This window comes from Jannaschia seohaensis (assembly GCF_900116765.1).
Taxonomy (GTDB): Bacteria; Pseudomonadota; Alphaproteobacteria; order Rhodobacterales; family Rhodobacteraceae; genus Jannaschia; species Jannaschia seohaensis.
In genome coordinates this window covers 59,357-78,148 of the sequence record NZ_UETC01000017.1, presented here as the reverse complement: position 1 = coordinate 78,148, position 18,792 = coordinate 59,357, and the positions used below count along the sequence as shown (strand labels likewise).

The 18,792-nt window shown below is 69.1% G+C and carries 15 protein-coding genes and 1 pseudogene; 8 read left to right on the top strand and 8 right to left on the bottom strand.

The annotated features are described in order from the left end of the window. The first annotated feature begins 84 nt into the window (after nt 1-84). From DTQ71_RS21045 to uvrA, 6 genes are all read left to right on the top strand, one after another. Nucleotides 85-1,347: an MFS transporter gene (locus DTQ71_RS21045; RefSeq protein WP_109566267.1), complete on the top strand. Its 1,263-nt coding sequence runs from the start codon at nt 85-87 to the stop codon at nt 1,345-1,347. Nucleotides 1,348-1,363: 16 nt separating this feature from the next. Further along, on the top strand, nt 1,364-1,957 hold the full coding sequence (locus tag DTQ71_RS21040; protein ID WP_109566266.1) for a DUF924 family protein: 594 nt from the start codon (nt 1,364-1,366) through the stop codon (nt 1,955-1,957). A gap of 32 nt (nt 1,958-1,989) precedes the next feature. After that, nucleotides 1,990-2,187, top strand: a complete 198-nt coding sequence (locus tag DTQ71_RS21035) for a hypothetical protein (protein WP_109566265.1) — start codon at nt 1,990-1,992, stop codon at nt 2,185-2,187. A 111-nt stretch (nt 2,188-2,298) separates the two neighbouring features. Continuing rightward, on the top strand, nt 2,299-3,693 hold the full coding sequence (gene lpdA, locus DTQ71_RS21030; RefSeq protein ID WP_109566264.1) for a dihydrolipoyl dehydrogenase: 1,395 nt from the start codon (nt 2,299-2,301) through the stop codon (nt 3,691-3,693). 314 nt (nt 3,694-4,007) lie between these two features. Then, nucleotides 4,008-5,165 carry an MFS transporter gene (locus DTQ71_RS21025; protein WP_170125524.1) on the top strand — a complete coding sequence of 386 codons (1,158 nt, stop codon included), beginning with the start codon at nt 4,008-4,010 and terminating at the stop codon, nt 5,163-5,165. A 380-nt stretch (nt 5,166-5,545) separates the two neighbouring features. Beyond that, a complete protein-coding gene (gene uvrA / locus DTQ71_RS21020; RefSeq protein WP_109566262.1) occupies nt 5,546-8,419 on the top strand; it encodes an excinuclease ABC subunit UvrA in 2,874 nt (957 codons plus the stop codon). Nucleotides 8,420-8,450: 31 nt separating this feature from the next. Here the strand turns inward: uvrA and DTQ71_RS21015 are convergent, their stop codons facing one another. From DTQ71_RS21015 to DTQ71_RS20990, 6 genes are all read right to left on the bottom strand, one after another. Next, a complete protein-coding gene (locus DTQ71_RS21015; protein WP_170125523.1) occupies nt 8,451-8,756 on the bottom strand; it encodes an excinuclease ABC subunit A in 306 nt (101 codons plus the stop codon). Between the two features lie 1,108 nt (nt 8,757-9,864). Next, the gene (locus tag DTQ71_RS21010) at nt 9,865-11,022 is read right to left on the bottom strand and encodes a cytochrome P450 (protein WP_109566261.1); all 1,158 of its coding nucleotides are present in this window, start codon (nt 11,020-11,022) and stop codon (nt 9,865-9,867) included. Between the two features lie 361 nt (nt 11,023-11,383). Then, entirely contained in the window at nt 11,384-12,106 is a 723-nt protein-coding gene (tpiA, locus tag DTQ71_RS21005; protein WP_109566260.1) for a triose-phosphate isomerase, read from the bottom strand. Between the two features lie 114 nt (nt 12,107-12,220). Then, nucleotides 12,221-12,589 carry a HesB/IscA family protein gene (locus DTQ71_RS21000; RefSeq protein ID WP_109566259.1) on the bottom strand — a complete coding sequence of 123 codons (369 nt, stop codon included), beginning with the start codon at nt 12,587-12,589 and terminating at the stop codon, nt 12,221-12,223. A 54-nt stretch (nt 12,590-12,643) separates the two neighbouring features. Beyond that, on the bottom strand, nt 12,644-13,855 hold the full coding sequence (locus DTQ71_RS20995; protein WP_109566258.1) for an MFS transporter: 1,212 nt from the start codon (nt 13,853-13,855) through the stop codon (nt 12,644-12,646). A 33-nt stretch (nt 13,856-13,888) separates the two neighbouring features. Then, nucleotides 13,889-14,710 (bottom strand): LysR family transcriptional regulator, encoded by an 822-nt coding sequence (locus DTQ71_RS20990; protein WP_109566257.1) that lies wholly within the window; start codon nt 14,708-14,710, stop codon nt 13,889-13,891. An 81-nt stretch (nt 14,711-14,791) separates the two neighbouring features. Between DTQ71_RS20990 and DTQ71_RS20985 the strand changes: the two genes are divergently transcribed. Further along, nucleotides 14,792-14,989: a hypothetical protein gene (locus tag DTQ71_RS20985; RefSeq protein WP_109566256.1), complete on the top strand. Its 198-nt coding sequence runs from the start codon at nt 14,792-14,794 to the stop codon at nt 14,987-14,989. Between the two features lie 534 nt (nt 14,990-15,523). Here DTQ71_RS20985 and DTQ71_RS20980 read toward each other — a convergent pair. Further along, nucleotides 15,524-16,629, bottom strand: a pseudogene (locus DTQ71_RS20980) (glycerophosphodiester phosphodiesterase family protein). Nucleotides 16,630-16,916: 287 nt separating this feature from the next. Next, on the bottom strand, nt 16,917-17,288 hold the full coding sequence (locus DTQ71_RS20975; protein WP_109566278.1) for an SUF system Fe-S cluster assembly protein: 372 nt from the start codon (nt 17,286-17,288) through the stop codon (nt 16,917-16,919). A 300-nt stretch (nt 17,289-17,588) separates the two neighbouring features. Between DTQ71_RS20975 and tgt the strand changes: the two genes are divergently transcribed. Then, nucleotides 17,589-18,719: a tRNA guanosine(34) transglycosylase Tgt gene (tgt, locus tag DTQ71_RS20970; RefSeq protein ID WP_109566255.1), complete on the top strand. Its 1,131-nt coding sequence runs from the start codon at nt 17,589-17,591 to the stop codon at nt 18,717-18,719. Nucleotides 18,720-18,792: the final 73 nt, after the last annotated feature.

The following is an 18,792-nucleotide window of genomic DNA, read 5'->3' as shown; positions in this document are numbered from 1 at the left end:
TTCGCGCCGATGTCGGAAACGGGATGGACGGATCGGATCGACGGGCGTAGGCGCGACCCGGATTTCCGATGCACGAGGTCTCCGATGCTGTCCGTTCTGCGCAATTCCTGGGCGCTGCTCTTGGGGATCACCCTGTTGATGCTGGGCAATGGCATCCAGGGCACGCTGTTGGGCGTGCGGGGCGAGCTGGAAGGGTTCTCCACCGGCGCGATGTCGGTGGTCATGTCGTCCTATTTCGCGGGCTTCCTGCTGGGATCGCAACTCGTCCCGTCGATGATCAAGCGGGTCGGCCATGTGCGGGTCTTCGCCGCGCTGGGCTCGCTGGCCAGCGCGGGGCTGATCCTCTATCCGGCGCTGGTCGATCCCATCGCCTGGACGGTGCTGCGCCTGCTCTTGGGGTTCTGCTTCTGCGGCGTCTACATCGTCGCCGAGAGCTGGCTCAACAACACCACGACCAACGAGACGCGGGGGCGCGCGCTGTCGCTCTACCTGATCGCGCAGATGGTGGGGATCGTGGCGGCGCAGGCGCTCTTCACGCTGGGCGATGCGGCCGAATACGAGCTTTTCATCACCGTCTCGGTCCTGGTCAGCCTGGCCTTCGCGCCGATCCTGCTGTCGGCCACGCCGGTGCCGCCTTTCGAGACGGCCAAGGCGATGTCCTTCCGCCAGCTCTACCGGGTCTCGCCCCTGGGCTTCGTCGGCATCTTCCTGCTGGGGGCGGTGTTCTCTGGCCTCTTCGGCATGGCGGGCGTCTACGGCGCGCTGGAGGGACTCTCCCCCGGTCAGATCGCGCTTCTGGCGTCGTCGATCTATGCGGGCGGGATGCTGCTGCAATATCCGATCGGCTGGCTGTCGGACCGGGTGGATCGGCGGCAATTGGTCGTGGCCTGCGCGGTGCTGGGGGCCCTGGCCTGTCTGCTGGGCGTCTCGGGGCTCGGCGGATACCAGGGCATGCTGGCCGCGGCCTTTTTGGTCGGCGGCATGGCGAACCCGCTCTATGCCCTGCTGCTGGCCTATACCAACGACTTCCTGGGGACCGAGGACATGGCCTCTGCCTCTGCCCAGCTGCTCTTCGTCAACGGGGTCGGCGCGATTGGCGGGCCGCTGGTGACGGGCTGGCTGATGGGCAAGATCGGGCCGGGAGGCTTCTGGGTCTTCACCGGCGTGCAGATGGCGTTGCTCGCCGCCTATGCGCTGTGGCGGATGACGCGCCGCAAGGCGGTCGAGATCGAGGAGTCCGCGCCCTACGTGCCGATCGCCGGCACCGGCGCGACCCCGGTCATGATGACGACCATCGTCGACGAGTGGGAAGAGCAGATCGCCAACGAGAAAGAAGAAGCGGCCTGAAAGGACGGAGACGGAGATGGACAGTCGAGCGGAGGAGGTCCTCCGGTTCTGGTTGGAGGAGACGGAGCCCAAGGGCTGGTATGTCGGCAGCGACGCTTTGGACCAGGAGATTCGCGACCGGTTCCTGGATCTCTGGGAGCAGGCCACGGACCTGCGCCCCTGGTGCATCACGCCGCGCGGGACGCTGGCCTATCTGATCCTGACCGATCAATTCCCGCGCAACATGTTCCGCGGGGAGGCTCGGGCCTTCGCGACGGACAGGCTGGCCCGCGCCGTGGCCGCCCAGGCGATCGGCCGGGGCTTCGACCTGAAGGTCGAGGGGCTCGGACGGCAATTCTTCTACCTGCCGCTCGAGCATTCCGAGAGCCTGCCGGACCAGGCGCGCGCCGTGCGGCTCATATTCATGCGGCTCGACTCGCCATTGACCCTTCTGCATGCGCGCACCCATCGCGAGATGATCCGCCGCTACGGCCGTTTCCCCTATCGCAACGCCGCCCTCGCCCGGCGCAACAGCAGGCGGGAGGCCGAGATGCTCGAGGCGGGCGGCTATGGGGCCGTGCTCCGCGAATTGCAGGCGGCGGAGGAGGCCGGAAAGCCAACGGCCGCCTAGGGCATTGGGGGCGGAGACAGGAGAGGCGCCTCATGAAACCGACCTATCTCACCCATTCCCGCACCGCCCATGTCTCGGTCGCCATTCTGGTTCTGGCGGCCGTCGCCAAGCTGATCGTGACATCGACCGGCCTACCCATCTGGCTTCTTCCGGTGAGTGATGTCGCCGCGCTGGTCGCGGCGGCCACGCTCTTCATCGGCTGGGTCCGCTGGACCTCGCCCGGCGCCTGAGACCGCGCCGGGCGCATTCCGGCCATGACGCTGCGACAGGGCGCCGGGGTTCCCCCCGGGCGGGTCAGAAGATAGTTTAGCGTTGAACGACCCATTCACCGGAGACCCCTCATGGCCAAATCCTACGACATGATCGTGATCGGCGCCGGCCCCGGCGGCTACGTCGCTGCCATTCGCGCCGCGCAGCTGGGCCTTTCGGTCGCCTGCATCGAACGCGAGCATCTCGGCGGCATCTGCCTCAACTGGGGCTGCATCCCGACCAAGGCGATGCTGCGCTCTTCCGAGGTGTTCCACCTGATGCACCGCGCCAAGGAGTTCGGGCTGAAGGCCGACGGGATCGGCTACGACCTGGACGCGGTGGTCAAGCGCTCGCGCGGCGTGGCCAAGCAGCTGTCGGGCGGCATCGGGCACCTGTTCAAGAAGAACAAGGTGACCTCGATCATGGGCGAGGCGAAGCTGGCCGGGAAGGGCAAGGTCTCGGTCAAGACCGACAAGGGCACCGAGGAACTGACCGCCAAGAACATCGTCGTCGCCACCGGCGCCCGCGCCCGCAACCTGCCGGGCCTGGAGGCCGATGGCGAACGGGTCTGGAACTACAAGCATGCGCTCCAGCCGCCGCACATGCCCAAGAAGCTGCTGGTCATCGGCTCCGGCGCGATCGGGATCGAGTTCGCCAGCTTCTACAACACGCTCGGCGCCGAGACGACCGTGGTCGAGGTGATGGACCGCATCCTTCCGGTGGAGGACGAGGAGATCTCCAAGTTCGCCAAGAAGCAGTTCGAGAAGCAGGGCATGACCATCCTGCAAAAGGCCGTCGTCAAGTCGCTCGACCGCCAGAAGGACAAGGTGGTCGCCACCATCGAGTCGAACGGTAAGGCCGCCGAGCACGAGTTCGACACGGTGATCTCGGCCGTCGGCATCGTCGGCAATGTCGAGGGGCTGGGCCTGGAAGAGGCCGGGGTGAAGATCGACCGCTCCCATGTCGTGGTCGACGAATACTGCCGCACCGGGGTCGAAGGCCTCTACGCCATCGGCGACATCGCGGGCGCGCCGTGGCTCGCGCACAAGGCGTCGCATGAGGGCGTGATGGTGGCCGAGCTGATCGCGGGAAAGAACGACGTCCATCCCGTCCGGCCCGAGAGCATCGCGGGCTGCACCTATTGCCATCCACAGGTCGCCAGCGTCGGCTTGACCGAGGCCAAGGCCAAGGAAGCGGGCTACGACATCAAGGTCGGCCACTTCCCCTTCATCGGCAACGGCAAGGCCATCGCCCTGGGCGAGCCGGAGGGCATGGTGAAGACGATCTTCGACAAGAAGACGGGCGAACTCTTGGGAGCCCACATGGTCGGCGCTGAAGTCACCGAGCTGATCCAGGGCTATGTCGTGGGACGCCAGCTGGAGACCACCGAGGAAGATCTTGCCCACACCGTCTTCCCGCACCCGACCCTGTCGGAGATGATGCACGAATCGGTGCTCGACGCTGACGGGCGCGCAATCCACTTCTGATCGCGCCCGGCGGAGGGGCCGGGGGACGCCCCCCGGACCCCCGCCTCGACGGGCTGCGCCACGAAGGACCGGCACGCGCGCCGGGTCCGGGGCGCCGTGAGTATTTGTAAACCCGTGATGCGGGCAGGCGCGACGGGCTGGACCGGATCCCACCTTGCCTTCTTCCCTGTAAAAATATCCCCGCCGGAGGCGCACGGTCCTGCCGGGCGATGCCGTCAGTCGGATATGCCTGCGTTTCTCGGTGCGCCATCTGCTTGATGCCTGCGCCCCCCTGCCGGTCGCCAAACGGGGCAATGCCTGTCATGGGGGATCGCATGGAACGCACCTCCTGGAACCTCGTCGGCCTCGTCTTCCTGGGCGGCCTGCTGGCGGCTGCACAGTTCGGCAAGATCGCGCTGACCCTGCCCGAGGTCGCCGACGCCTTCGGGCGGCCGGTGACCGGGGTGGCCTTTCTCGTGTCGATGGTCGGTGTGATGGGCCTTGTGCTGGGGCCGATGGCCGGGGGCATATCGGCCAGCTTGGGGGCGGGCCGCGTGTTTCTGGGGGGGCTCGTGCTCGGAGGCGCGATGTCGCTGCTCCAGGCCGCGATGCCGGGCTTCGGCGCCTTCGCTGTCAGCCGGGCCGTCGAGGGGCTGGCGCATCTGGGGCTGGTCGTGGGCGGGCCACCGCTGATGGCGGCGGCGGCCAGCGACCGGGACCGGCCGCTCGTGATGGGGCTTTGGGCGGTCTTCTTCGGCGCGTCGCTGGTGATTTCGGCGCAGCTTTTCCCCTCGGTCCTCGCGGCCGGGGGACTGCCCATGCTCTTCGCGGGGCACGGAGCACTCCTGCTTCTGCTCGCCGTGGCGCTCTGGCGCCGAGTGCCGCGGGGGCCGGTGTCGCCGCTCCGGCTAAACCCGGTGACGGTACATCGCGAGATCTATGGCTCGATCCGGGCCATGGCGCCGGGCTTGGGCTTTTTCTGCTACACGTTTCTCTTCGTGGCCGGGGTGGCCTTGCTGCCGGACGCGCTCGGGCGGCCGGGTCTGGCGACGGTTCTGCCGCTGGTGACGCTGGCCTCGACCCTGGCGGGGGGCGCGCTCTGCCGCCGGATCGCGCCGCATCATGTGGCTTTGCTGGGCTATGGCGGCACGGCGCTGGGCGCGGCGCTGGCGCTGGCCGGGCTGCCCGGCGGGGTGGAGCTGTCCTTCGCGGCGATGGGCCTGGTGCCGGGGGCGAGTTTCGCCGCGATTCCGGCCTGGAACGCGACCGAGGGGGGGCGGGTGCGCGCGACGGGCGCCATCGCGCAGCTGGGCAACCTGGGAACAGTCACCGGGACGCCGGTGCTGGCTTGGGTCTGGGTCGGGGCGGGGGCGGGTCCGTTGCTCGTCCTCTTCGTCGCGGCGGCCTGCTTGGGCGGCGCTCTGGCGATTTGGGCCGGGGGGCGGGCCCATCGCATGCGCCCGCCTCCGGGGGATCTCGTCGCGGGAGGGTGATCCGTGCCGGCCGGGGCCGAGCCGTCGCGCCGGTGCCGCAAAGGCCCGAGGCACCATGTCGCAGATCCTGCACGCGGGGGGCTTTGGGCGGGGAGTCCCGGCCGGTGGTCGGTCGTCCCGAGCTGCCCCGCCGGATCATCCTCCGGACCGGCTGCAATCGGCGATAAGCGGCTGATCCGTGGCGAAGAGCGCGGGGGCGGCGGCCATACCCCCGCCGCCTCCGCGAACCGAGGGCGCCTGCGCCGGGTCGAGCGGCTGGTCCCCAGCCTGCGACGGTGCTAAGCGTTCCACAATTGTTCCTGAGGGGAATCAGGTGGGACGGATTGCCTCCGGGCGCGGGTTTCCTACGTAACAGACCTTGGGATCATCGGGGGCAGAGCATGGCCGAGCAGAAGTTCATCGAGGTCCGCGGCGCGCGGGAGCACAACCTCAAGGGCGTCGACGTGGACATTCCGCGCGATCAGCTGGTCGTCATCACCGGGCTCTCGGGCTCGGGCAAATCCTCGCTGGCCTTCGACACGATCTATGCCGAGGGGCAGCGCCGCTATGTCGAAAGCCTCAGCGCCTATGCGCGCCAGTTCCTCGACATGATGCAGAAGCCGGATGTGGACCACATCTCCGGCCTCTCTCCCGCCATTTCCATTGAACAGAAGACGACCTCGAAGAACCCCCGCTCGACCGTCGGCACCGTCACCGAGATCTACGATTACCTGCGCCTGCTCTTTGCCCGCGCGGGCACGCCCTATTCGCCCGAGACCGGGGAGCCGATCCAGGCCCAGCAGGTCCAGGACATGGTCGACCGCGTCATGGCCCTGCCGGAGGGGACGCGCGGCTATCTGCTGGCGCCCATCGTGCGCGACCGCAAAGGTGAGTATCGCAAGGAGATGTTGGAGCTCAGGAAGCAGGGCTTCCAGCGGGTCAAGGTGGACGGTGAGTTTCACGACCTCGACGAGCCGCCCACCCTCGACAAGAAATTCCGCCATGATATCGACGTGGTTGTCGATCGGATCGTCGTGCGCGAGGGGTTGGAGACGCGGCTGGCCGACAGCTTCCGCACCGCGCTCGACCTCGCCGACGGCATCGCCATCCTGGAGACCGCGCCCAAGGAGGGCGAGCCGGAGCGCCACACGTTCAGCGAGAAATTCGCCTGTCCCGTCAGCGGCTTCACCATCCCCGAGATCGAGCCGCGCCTGTTCTCCTTCAACGCGCCCTTCGGGGCTTGTCCGAAATGCGACGGGCTGGGGCACGAGCTGTTCTTTGACGAGCGACTGGTGGTGCCGGACACGACCCTGACCCTGGTCAAGGGGGCGCTGGCGCCCTGGAACAAGGGCAAGTCGCCCTATTTCACCCAGACGATCCAGAGCATCGCCAAGCATTACGGCTTCGACCCGAAAACGCCGTGGAAGGATCTGGATCCCAAGATCCAGCAGGTCTTTCTGCGCGGCTCGGGCGAGGAGAAGATCAAGTTCCGCTATGACGAGGGCGGCCGCATCTACGAGGTGTCCCGCGTTTTCGAGGGCGTGATCCCCAACATGGAGCGGCGCTACCGCGAGACCGACTCGGCCTGGGTCCGCGAGGAGTTCGAGCGCTACCAGAACAACCGCCCCTGCGGCGCCTGCAACGGCTTCCGCCTGCGGCCCGAGGCGCTGGCGGTCAAGATCGGCTCGCGCGAGGCGGGGCTGCTGCATGTGGGCGAGGTCGTCCAGATGTCGATCCGCGAGGCGCTGGACTGGGTCGAGGCGGTGCCGGGGCAGCTCTCGAAGCAGAATAACGAGATCGCGCGGGCGATCCTAAAGGAGATCCGCGAGCGGTTGGGCTTTCTCAACAATGTCGGCCTGCAATATCTCACGCTGAGCCGGAACGCCGGGACGCTCTCGGGCGGGGAGAGTCAGCGCATCCGGCTGGCCTCGCAGATCGGCTCGGGCCTGACCGGCGTGCTCTACGTGCTGGACGAGCCCTCGATCGGCCTGCACCAGCGCGACAACGACCGGCTGCTGACCTCGCTCAAGGGGCTGCGCGACCAGGGCAACACCGTGATCGTCGTCGAGCATGACGAGGAGGCCATCCGCGAGGCCGACTACGTGTTCGATATCGGCCCGGGCGCGGGCATCCATGGCGGCACGGTGGTCGCCCATGGCGTGCCCTCGGAGCTGGCCGCCAACCCGGCCTCCATCACCGGCGACTACCTGGCCGGCCGCAAGGAGATCGCGGTGCCCGGCAAGCGACGGAAGGGCAACAAGAAGAAGCTCACCGTGGTCAAGGCCACGGGCAACAACCTCAAGGGTGTGACGGTCGATTACCCGCTGGGCAAGTTCGTCGCCGTGACCGGCGTGTCGGGCGGCGGCAAGTCCACGCTGACCATCGAGACACTGTTCAAGACCGCCTCGATGAAGCTCAACGGCGCCCGCCAGACGCCCGCGCCTTGCGAGACCGTTAAGGGCTTGGAGCATCTCGACAAGGTGATCGATATCGACCAGCGGCCCATCGGCCGCACGCCCCGCTCGAACCCCGCCACCTATGTCGGCGCCTTCACGCCCATCCGCGACTGGTTCGCCGGTCTGCCCGAAGCCAAGACGCGGGGTTACAAGCCGGGCCGCTTCAGTTTCAACGTCAAGGGCGGACGCTGCGAGGCGTGCCAGGGTGATGGGGTCATCAAGATCGAGATGCACTTCCTGCCCGACGTCTATGTCGAATGCGAGACCTGCAAGGGCGCGCGCTACAACCGCGAGACGCTGGAGATCAAGTTCAAGGGCAAGAGCATCGCCGACGTGCTCGACATGACGGTCGAGGACGCGCAGGAATTCTTCAAGGCGGTGCCCTCGATCCGTGAGAAGATGGACGCGCTGATGCGCGTGGGCCTGGGCTATATCAAGGTCGGGCAACAGGCGACGACGCTGTCCGGGGGCGAGGCGCAGCGGGTGAAGCTCTCGAAGGAGCTGTCGAAGCGGTCGACGGGCCGGACGCTCTATATCCTGGATGAGCCGACCACGGGCCTGCATTTCGAGGATGTGCGCAAGCTCCTGGAGGTGCTGCACGAGCTGGTGGACCAGGGCAACACGGTCGTCGTGATCGAGCACAACCTGGATGTCGTGAAGACCGCCGACCACATCATCGATGTCGGCCCGGAGGGGGGCGATGGCGGCGGCGAGATCGTGGCGACGGGCACCCCCGAACAGATCGCCGAGGTCGAGGGCAGCCACACCGGCCGCTATCTCAAGCCGCTCCTCGGGGCGCGCCGGGTCGCGGCGGAATAGGTAGGGCGGGGTTAACCCCGCCCTACGCCACTCACTCCAGCATCAGCTGCACGACGTCGAGGATGATCCGCTCCTCCCGGTCGAGCCGCAGGATGCGGTCTCCGACCCGGACATAGGCCTCGCCTTCGGCCAGCGGCGGCAGGCCGTAGCGATCCCGTCGAACGGTGTCCCAGGCTCCCTCGTAGCGGTCGCCCACGGCATAGCCCGCCTTCTTCGCCTGTCCGGGCGGCACGCAGGCCGGGCTCTTCTTGGCGAGGCCGGGCGGGCAACCACCATTGCCCTGCGCCAGGGCGGGCGGGGCGAGGAGCAGAAGCATGGCAAGGAGGAAGCGGGTCATCACGGTCGGTCTCCAACTGGGGATGCGTCAGGGTCGAACAGGGGGCGCTGCGGTGCAAGATCGCGCGCCTTCCTTCGCGCGGATAAGCCGGACGGCGCCGATAGGGTACGCGGGCCTCGCATCTTCGGACAAAGGGTTCCGATGGCTTTAGGGCGGCTTTCGCGGGGGCTTGCGCCGATCTTTCGCAGGGGAGCCTTGGGCTTGGCCACGAGCATATCGTTGGGGGAATTCGGGCTGTCAGCGGGAAGGAAGAGGCACCGGTACCCGACCCCGGGCGCGGGTCGGGTCGGTCTTCACGGTGACCTGCAGGATCCGCGAACCGGTGGCGCGCGCACGTCTCGCTGTCCTCAATGACCAGACGATGGGCCCCCGCCCGCAATCTGACGCGCCGGATGCTGACCTTGGCCCATGAAAGCCGTGCCGGGACCTTCGCGGGTCGCCGCGGCTCCATGTCCTCGTCCGATGCTTGGCGCGGGCGGCGCTGGATCCGGGGCCGATGGGGGGCCGGGGGCGGGGGCGGTTGGCGGGTCTCTTCGCCCCTGAAGCCCCATCGTCGCCGCGCCCGGCCGAGGGCGGCGGGCACGGCCGCGACGCCCGTGGCACCTTCCGGAGCCTGCGCCAACTCCGGCAGCGTCATCCTCTCGGTCGCAGTCCGTTTCTTTGCAGGTGATGTCTTCTCGCCCCCCCCGCGGGCCGGCCGAGGCCCGGATCATCGGTTGATCTGCTGCGGCGCGGCCGCTGATGCCCTCTTCAGCAAGCCGCGCGACGCGATGGCGAGCATCCATCTACACCGCCGCAGATCCGCCATAAGATACCATCGCCGCCGATGACCCATGGGGCGAAGACCCAGCCGGGCACCGGGTCTCCGAACGGCTCGGATGCTCTCTCGTCCCGGTCGGGGGTGTCCAGGGGAATGATCCCAATCAGGACGTTCTCGATGGCGTGGGCTTAGGCAACGACCCCACTTCGGCGATGCAACAGGGGCTGTCGGCCGCGACGTTGGGCGAACTTCCCGTCTCTTGCGTCAGGGTGGGCCGGGCGCGTTAGGCGGCGATCGACGGGCGCATGGCAGTCTTTCAGTCTCTCCAAGACGCAACTGTCGTGCTGTTCAGTCGCGGGTCACGCTCAGCTTCGCCAAGCCATGGAAGTGGTAGATGTCCGCGTATCGTGGCGGCTCGGCCAGGCGCAGGCCCGGGCAGCGCGATGCCAGGGCGCCCAGCCCTATGCGCAGCTCCAGCCGGGCCAGCGGCGCGCCGAGGCAGAAATGGAGCCCCGCGCCGAAGCTCGTGGCGGCCGGCGCATCGGGAAATCGCGTGGGGTCGAAGCGGGCGGGCTCCGGGTAAGGCACCGGGTCGCGATTGGCCGCGCCCAGCAGCAGGCCGACCCGTTCCCCGCGTTTCAGCAGATGGCCGTGGATCTCCACGTCCTGCTGCGCGTAGCGGGTGAAGAGATGCAGGGGCGGGTCGTGGCGCAGCACCTCCTCCACCAGCGCGTCATCGACCGTCCGGCCCCAGAGCCCGGCCGCCACCAAACCCGCGACGCCGTTGCCCAGCGTATGCACGGTCGCCTCGTGGCCGGCGTTCAGCAAAAGGATGCAGGTCGTCGTCAGCTCGGCACGGGTCAATCCGCCCTCGGCCTCGACGCGGAGCAGGTCGGCGATCAGCCCGTCCGGCGCGTCGGTGAAGACGTGCTCCAGGTAGGCGGTGAAGGCCGTCGCGGCGTCTGCGGCGGCGACCTCCGCTGCGTGATCGCGGCCCGCCTGATACATGCCGACCATCGCGTTGGACCAGGCCAGCAGGCGCGGCGCGTCCCGCTCGGGCACGCCGAGAAGCTGGGCGATGACGCGGACGGGCAGGGGGCGTGCGAAGGCGTCGAGCAGATCGAAGGGACCGTCGGGGAAGGCGTCGACCAGCTCATTGGAGAGCGCTTCGATTCCGGGCGCCAGCGCCGCGACGCGGCGGGAGGTGAAGGCGCGGAGGACCGAGGCGCGCAGGCGGGTGTGGCGCGGTGGCTCCAGCTCCAGCATGGAGTGATCCTCCACTCCCCAGAACCCGGCTTGGTGGGCTGGACGCGGGGGCGGGTTCGGATCCTCTCGTCCGAGGCGGCGGTCGCGAAGCAGGGCCGAGACGACGGCATGGGAGGCGGCGACGGGCATGTCGTATTCGTCCCACCAGACCAGAGGGCCGGCGGCGCGGAGGCGGTCGTAGAACGGATACGGGTCCTGGACGAAGGCGGGGTCGGTCGGGGATTGAGACAGGCGGCGCATGGAGTGGGGCGTGACGCGCCGGAGGCGAGGCGTCAAGGCGCCGTGACGCGGCTGGTCTTGGACCGGCGGCGGGAATACCGCCAGGATCCTGTCGGGGCGTCGGCTGCGGCTTCGGGGCTGATTCACCAAGCTCGGTCCGGGTCGATGCTGTCCGGCGCGGGCAGGTTGAGGCCGCAAAGGATCTTTGATTCAGCGGACTGTCCGAGTGGCGGGCAGCTCGGGCGCCGGTTGCGACGCTTGAAAGGGCAGCGGCGGGCGGCGGGGCCGCCGCGTGTTTGGCTCTGGCCGCGCCAGCATGGGGGAGGGGCGGGGAAATCCCCGCCCTACGGGAGGTAGGGCGGGGTTGACCCCGCCGCCCTTATCAGGATTCCGACAGGGCCTTTGCGATGGGCACGAAATCGGCGGCCTTGAGCGAGGCCCCGCCGACCAGCGCGCCGTCCACATTCGTCAGCGCGAAGAGCTCGGCCGCGTTCGCCGCCTTGACCGACCCGCCATAGAGCAGCGACATCTCCGGGCCGAGCTTCTCGCGCAGCGCGTCGTGGACCTCGGCCACCTGATCGGGCGTGGCGACCTTGCCGGTGCCGATCGCCCAGACGGGCTCATAGGCCAGGATCGTATTCTCGGCGGTCGCGCCCTCGGGCAGCGATCCGTCGATCTGGGACATCAGCACCGAGAGCGTCTCGCCCGCCTCGCGCTGGTCCAGCGTCTCGCCGATGCAGAGGATCGCGACCAGCCCGGCGCGCCAGGCCGCCTCGGTCTGGGCGCGCACATCCGCGTCGGTCTCGCCGTGATCGGTGCGGCGCTCCGAATGGCCGGTGATGACGTAGGAGGCGCCCGCCTCGGCCAGCATCTCGGCGGAGATATCGCCGGTATGGGCGCCGGAGGCGGCGGGGTGGCAGTATTGCCCGCCGATCTCGACGGTCTGGCGGGGGTCTCCATCGGCGGCGTAGATCAGCGTCGCGGGCAGGCAGATCACCGTCTGGCAGGCCAGATCGGCCACGCCCTTGTCGATCTCCAGCACCTCGGTCAGGTCGGTGACCAGACCGTTCATCTTCCAATTTCCGGCGGCGTATTTCTGCGGCATGGGATCCCTCCTGTTTGCGGGAGGGTCTAGCGCGACCGGGGATCGAGTTGAAACGAAAAGGCCCCGGCGTGCGTCCGAGGCCTCTGACCGGGCATCACGCCCGTCAGCAGATGATCAGGAAGCCGTGCCCAGCTTCTCGTCGAACTTGATCGACTCGCCGCAGCCGCAGGCATCGACCACGTTGGGGTTGCGGAATTTGAAGCCCGACTCGAGCAGCGAGGTCTCGTAATCGATCTCGGTCCCGAACAGGAACATCTGCGCCATGGGGGCGATGATGACCCGGGCGCCGCCGGCGACCTCGACCACCTCGTCGTTCGGCTCCACCTCGGGGACGTAATCCATGGTGTATTCCATGCCCGCGCAGCCGCCCTTCTTGACGCCGATGCGGAGGCCCGCGGCGTCCTGCTTGGCCATCAGCCGGGCGATCTGCGCGGCGGCGGCATCGGTCACGGTGACGGGGGGCTGGCCGGGAATGGCGAACATGGGACAGGTCCTTTGAACGGTCTGACAGTAACGTAAGACCTTGACGGCGACGCCTCAAGAGGCCCGCACGATCCCGTCCCAGTCCCGCCGCACCGCCGGCAGCCCGGCCAGCAGCGCCGCCAGCGCCAGCCCGCCCAGCAGCGCCAGCGCGAGCCCCGGGCTGGGCGGGTGGCCCAGGACCGCGCCCGTCGTCGCCGTGGTCGCCGCCGCCACGCCGAGCACCATCGCCCCCGAGAGCCCCGCCGCCGCACCGGTCAGCCGGGCCGGAACCGCCATCGCCCCCACCGTCGCCGACGGGAAGGTCAGGCCGTTGCCGACGCCCACCAGCGGCATCCAGACGAAGAAGGCGACCGGCCCCGCCACCCCCAGCGCCCAGGTCGTGGCGGCGCCGACCATCCCGAGCAGGGTGACGAGGCGGCCCCCAAGGATCAGGCGCGCCCCGGGCATCCGCCGGCTCAGCCGTGTCGTCAGGAAGTTGCCGAGCAGAAACCCCAGTGGCGGCGCGCCGAGGCAGAGGCCCAGCACCGCCTCCGACATGCCCCAGACCTCGGTGCCCAGGGCGGCGGCCGCTGTCAGGAAGGCGAAGAAGACCCCGACCGAAAGCCCCATGCAGAACGTGTAGGACCAGAAGGTTCCATCGCGCAGCAGCGACGGGTAGGCTCGGATCTGCGCCAGGACGCCTCCGCCCTGCAGCGGGGCCGTCTCGGGCAGGGCCCGCGCGCTCCAGATCAGCAGGACCACGCCAAGAAGGGTGAAGGCCCAGAAATTCGCCCGCCAGCCCAAGACCGAGTCCAGCACGCCGCCGATCATCGGCGCCAGCATCGGGCCCAGGGCGAAGGCCATACCCATCGTGCCCAGCCGCGCGGCGGCCTCCTCGGGCGGAGAGGTGTCGCGGATGATGGCGCGGGATAGGACATTGGCGGTGATGACCGCGGCTTGCAGGATCCGGAAGGCCATGAAGACCACGAAATCGGTGGCCAGGGCGCAGCCCAGCGAGGCCAGGACGAACACGGCGAGCGAGCCCAAGATCATCGGCCGTCGCCCCCAAATGTCCGAGAGCGGGCCGACGATCAGCTGCAGGACCGCCGTTGTCAGGATGTAGGCGGAGATCACCAGGCTCGCCGTGCCGAAGCCCAGGTCGAAGGCGGCGGCGAGATTTCCCAGGGAGGGCAACACGACGTTGAGCGTCAGGATCGACCCCACCGCCAGCGCCACCAGCAGGATCAAGGGCGGGCCGGCTGGCCGGTGAGAGGCGGGACTGGACATCGGTGCTGATCTAGCACCACCCTTTGGCGGGAGCTATCGCCCTTCGGTCTGCGGTCGCGCGCCGCGTGTCAGATGCGCGGCCAGCGCGTCGAGCGCATCGCGGATGCCCGGGGCGTGACGGGCGTCCTGGTGGGCGACGAGCCATTCCTCGGAGGTCAGCGCCTCGATCACAGGGCCCGAGCGGGGCAGGTCCAGCCGGTCGCCCACGAAGGTCGGAAGAACGACGCGTCCCATCCCCGCCTCGGCCAGCCGCAGCGCGATCTGCGGGTCGGAGGCGGTGGTCACGGTCTCCGCTCCGTGCATGCGCGCCTGCCAGCGTGCCGAGGGCGTGTCGACCGCCACCGCGATCCAGCCGGGCGCCGTGCCGTAGGCGGCATATGTGACGGTGCGGGTGCGCCGGCCCGCCAGCCACGGCTCTTCGGGGCGGCGGTTGCGGATGCCGATATCGGCCTCGCGGCGCGCGATGTCGAGCCTGCGCTCGGCGCGGACGAGTTCGGGCACCCAGGCGGCGTCCGGACTCCACCAATCGCGCAGGCCGCCGGCCAGCGCCTGTGCCGTCCATGTCCCGCAAGAGATGCGAACCCGGCGCGGGCCGACCGCGCGCCAGGTTTCGATGGCGGCGGCGGCGCGGACCATGTCCTCGCAACGCAGGGCCAGCTCCCGCCCGTCCTCGGTCAGCGCATAGCCGTCGGCTCCGTGCCGGAACAGCCTACGGCCGATCTCCTCCTCCAGCGCGGTCATGCGGCGCGAGAGCGTCGGGATGGAGGCGCCGGTCTCGCGCGCCGCGCCCGCCAGCGTGCCCGCACGGGCCACGGCGGCGAAGAGGGCGAGATCGTTCCAGGCGGGGGGTTTCATTCGTGGAAGGCTAGTTGCGGACCTGTCGGGCTGCAACGCGCACGATGGGCGGCCAAGCTCCGCTGCGAAAGGAGATCAGCCATGATCCTGGTGCTGCCGCCCTATCCCCCCAGCCCCGCGCCGCCGCCGACCGGCTATGCCGAGGAGCGCGCGCTTTTCGACGCGCAGCTGCGCCGGGCCAAACGACGGCGCCTTGAGCGGATGCGTCTGGCCCTCGCGCGCTGGGTCGCCGGGCGCCCGGGTCTGGGCCGCCGCCCGGCCCGGATCCTTCCCTTGTAACGGGGCACGCCGCGCCGTCTCGGCCCGGCGCAACTCCTCGACCCCGGCCCTATGCCCAGTCGCTGACGGTAGCGAGGCGTTCGGTCGCGGAGGGGGCTCGCGCGCATCGCGGCTGGCGATCGGACGGAGAGCTCTCAGGCGGCCGGTTATCTGCGCGATGGCGGTGCGGTCGCGTCAGACGTCCCGGCCTCGGAAGATACGGCCCTCGCGATGCTTGCTCGGGACGGTGCCGCACCATCGGTCCGGATCTGACAGGGCGTTGCCGTCTCAGCGTCTGCCGCCCCGCCCGCAGCCTGTGTCCGCCCTTGGGCAGCGGGGGCGCGCAGTAACCTCGGCCCTTCGCGTCCTCCCGTGACCTCACCTCTCCCGCCGCTGTCCGAGCGAGGGGCTGACACCGCTGAGCCGACGCTCCGGAGCCAAGCGCGCCGTGCGCCTGCGTTGGCCAGGGGCGGGAAGAGGCGCCCCCTCAGCCAGTTTCGCGCCGCCCGGGGAGACGGGGGTCCGGGGGCGTCACCCTGCTCCCCGGAGGAGCCGTCACAGGCCCATGCAATTGGCGTAGAAAGTCGTTGTCGCCGGCCAGTCGGAGAAGACCCCCGCGACGCCCACCTCCTGGGCCAGCACGTGCAGCAGGTCGAAATAGTCGCCGTCACTGTCGGTGACTTCCTCAATCGACTGGACGTACCAGCCCCCGCCGCCGGCCAGCGGGCCGGAGCGTTCCAGGGGCCAAGTGATGATCTCCAGGCGGGCCTCCTTCGCGTCCATGGCCAGGGCGGAGGGCACGATCTCGCCATCCTCCAAGGCCACCAGCATCCAGGTCGGCGGGTCCATCGGCGCGTAGCCGTCGAGGTCGCATTCATCCATCAGATAGACGGCCTGGGCGCCGAAGTCCGGCTCCGCCTCGATCCAGTAGAGCACGTCCTCCAAGTTGAAGGACTGGAGCCAGACGCGAGACGGGTTGATACCCGCCGCCTTGTACTCGTCGACCAGCTTCTGGGCGTAGTCTCCCTCGCTTAAGCCTTCATGGGGCATCTCGACCGATGGGGATTTCAGCTCGGGCGTGAGATCGACGTTCAGCGCCTCGAACAGCGCGATCGACTTGGCGTCGGTCTTCGGCATCGCGCCGTCGGTTTGGAGATCGGTGCGCCAATCGGCGATGCCGCCCTGATAGGCTTCCGCCGTGGTGGCCGAGGTATTGGCTGCGTCCATCTTGGGCGTGAGCGTCAGGAACTCTGCGAGCGTCAGCTCGGAGGTGCGGCACTCGGCGGTCGCGCCCGCATCGGCCGAAGCCGGGGTGAAGGGCGTCACGCAGGTATCGGCCAGATCCGAGACCAGGATGTTCGTCGTGGTATGGAGGTCGTTCTGCGCGTGGCGGCAGACCAGTTCGTGATCTTCGGTGAAGGTCACGTCGCATTCCAGGATGCCCGCCTCATCTGCGCGGGGGCGACGTCCGATTCGACCGTGTGCTCAGGGAACATCAGTGGCGCGCCGCGATGTCCGATGGAGAAGGCGGAGCGTTGCGACGTCTCCGCGTGGCAGGCCTCCAGCGTCGACTTGAGCGCGCCGTCTTCCATCTTGGAGATCAGGAAGGAGGGGCGCGTGCCATAGATCAGCGCCTGGGCGGTGGCATGGGTCTCGCCCAGGGCGGGCGCGGCGGTGCAGCGCGGCGAGGGGGCGAAGAACCACCGGTGGTTTTCAGGAGTTGATGCCCGCGTCTGTCGTGCCGCCCCATGTCGCCTGGCTGACGGTCCGGTGAAGGTTCCGTCACCGCGTCGGCAGTCCGACCGTCGCCGCCGTTGGCCCCTGGGCCCCGAGCGCGTCCGCTCACCGACGCCTCGACCTCGCCCGACCGGTCCGACGACTTGGCGCGGCGGACGAGACCGGACCTGTCCGAGCGACCCGCCGGTCAGGGGCGGGCCACCTGCGGAGGTTACATGAAGCCCAGTTCCAGCCGCGCCTCGTCGGACATCATCTCCATGCCCCAGGGCGGCTCCCAGGTGAGGTCCACGTCGACCGTGCGCACCCCGGGCACGGCCGAGACCGCATCGGCGACCCAGCCCGGCATCTCGCCCGCGACGGGGCAACCGGGGGCCGTCAGGGTCATGATGACCCGCACGTCGTTCTCGGGGCTGATGTCGATCGTATAGACGAGGCCCAGGTCGAAGATGTTCACCGGGATTTCCGGGTCGAAAACGCTGCGGCAGGCTTCGACGATGGGTTCGTGCAAAGCGTGATCGGTGGTCGACGGAGCGATGAGGGGCGCGCCCTCCATCGGACCTTGGGACGAGTCGTCGGCGCTCATGGGATGGTCTCCGGTCAATTCGGTGCGGGTCTCGTATCGGACCCGGAGGTAGTTGACGGAAAACATAAGGATTGGGCGGGTCGGGGTAAAGGGGAGGCGCGTCGTGCCGCCGCACCCCCGATTCAGGGGGAGACGGGCGGACGGACGGGCATTATTTTGGCGCCGTTGAAGACCAAGTCTTTTTGCGTGCAAGGGCCGGAGCCCTTGCCATAGGGGGCGCGGAGTGAGTGACGCGCCCCCTTCTCCTTCCCTCGGCAAGCGTGGTAGGTCCGCCGCTCTCGATCTTCGGAGCCGCGCCCCATGTCCGACCGTTTCGCTTTTTCGCTCGACGCCACGGACGGGCCGGCCCGAACGGGCCGCATCGAGACGCCGCGGGGCACGATCCGCACGCCCGCCTTCATGCCCGTGGGGACCGCGGGGACGGTGAAGGGGATGCTGCCCGGCTCGGTCGCCGAAACGGGCGCGGATGTGCTTCTGGGCAATACTTACCACCTCATGCTGCGCCCGGGTGCGGAGCGGATCGCCCGGCTGGGCGGGCTGCACAAATTCATGAACTGGCCCGGGCCGATCCTGACCGATTCGGGCGGGTTCCAGGTGATGAGCCTGGGGGCGCTGCGGAAACTCGACCCGGACGGGGTGACGTTCCGGTCGCATATCGACGGCTCCAGGCATCGGCTGACGCCGGAGCGGTCGATGGAGATCCAGCGCCTGCTCGGCTCGGACATCGTGATGGCCTTCGACGAATGCCCGGCCCTGCCCGCCGACCGCGCGCGCATCGCGTCCTCGATGCGGCTGTCGATGGAGTGGGCCGCGCGCTCCCGTGAGGCGTTCGGGGACCGGCCGGGCCATGCGCTGTTCGGCATCCAGCAAGGCGGGCTGGAGGAGGACCTACGGGCCGAGAGCGCGGAGGCGCTGCGCGCCATCGGCTTCGACGGCTATGCGGTGGGGGGCCTCGCCGTGGGCGAGGGGCAGGCGGCGATGTTCGGCTGCCTCGACTACGCGCCGGAGCAGCTGCCCGCCGACAAGCCGCGCTATCTGATGGGCGTGGGCAAGCCGGACGACATCGTGGGCGCGGTGGCCCGCGGGATCGACATGATGGATTGCGTGCTGCCGACGCGCTCGGGCCGGACGGGACAGGCCTGGACCCGACGGGGACAGGTCAACATTCGCAACGCCCGCCACGCGGATGACCCGCGGCCTCTGGACGAGCATTGCACCTGCCCCTGTTGTCGAGGCTATTCCCGCGCGTATCTGCACCATGTCAGCCGCGCCAAGGAGATGATCGCGGGAATGCTGCTGACATGGCACAACCTGCATTACTACCAGGAGATCATGGCCGGGATGCGGGCCGCCATCCCCGCGGGGCGCTTTGCCGCCTGGGAGGCCGAGTTCCACCGGCTGCGGGCCGAGGGGGATATCGCGCCGCTGTGAAGCGGGGCAACTCCGTGCCTGCGCGCGAGGACGCGTGGCTCTGCCTGCGCGCGAGGACGCGCGACGCTCCCGC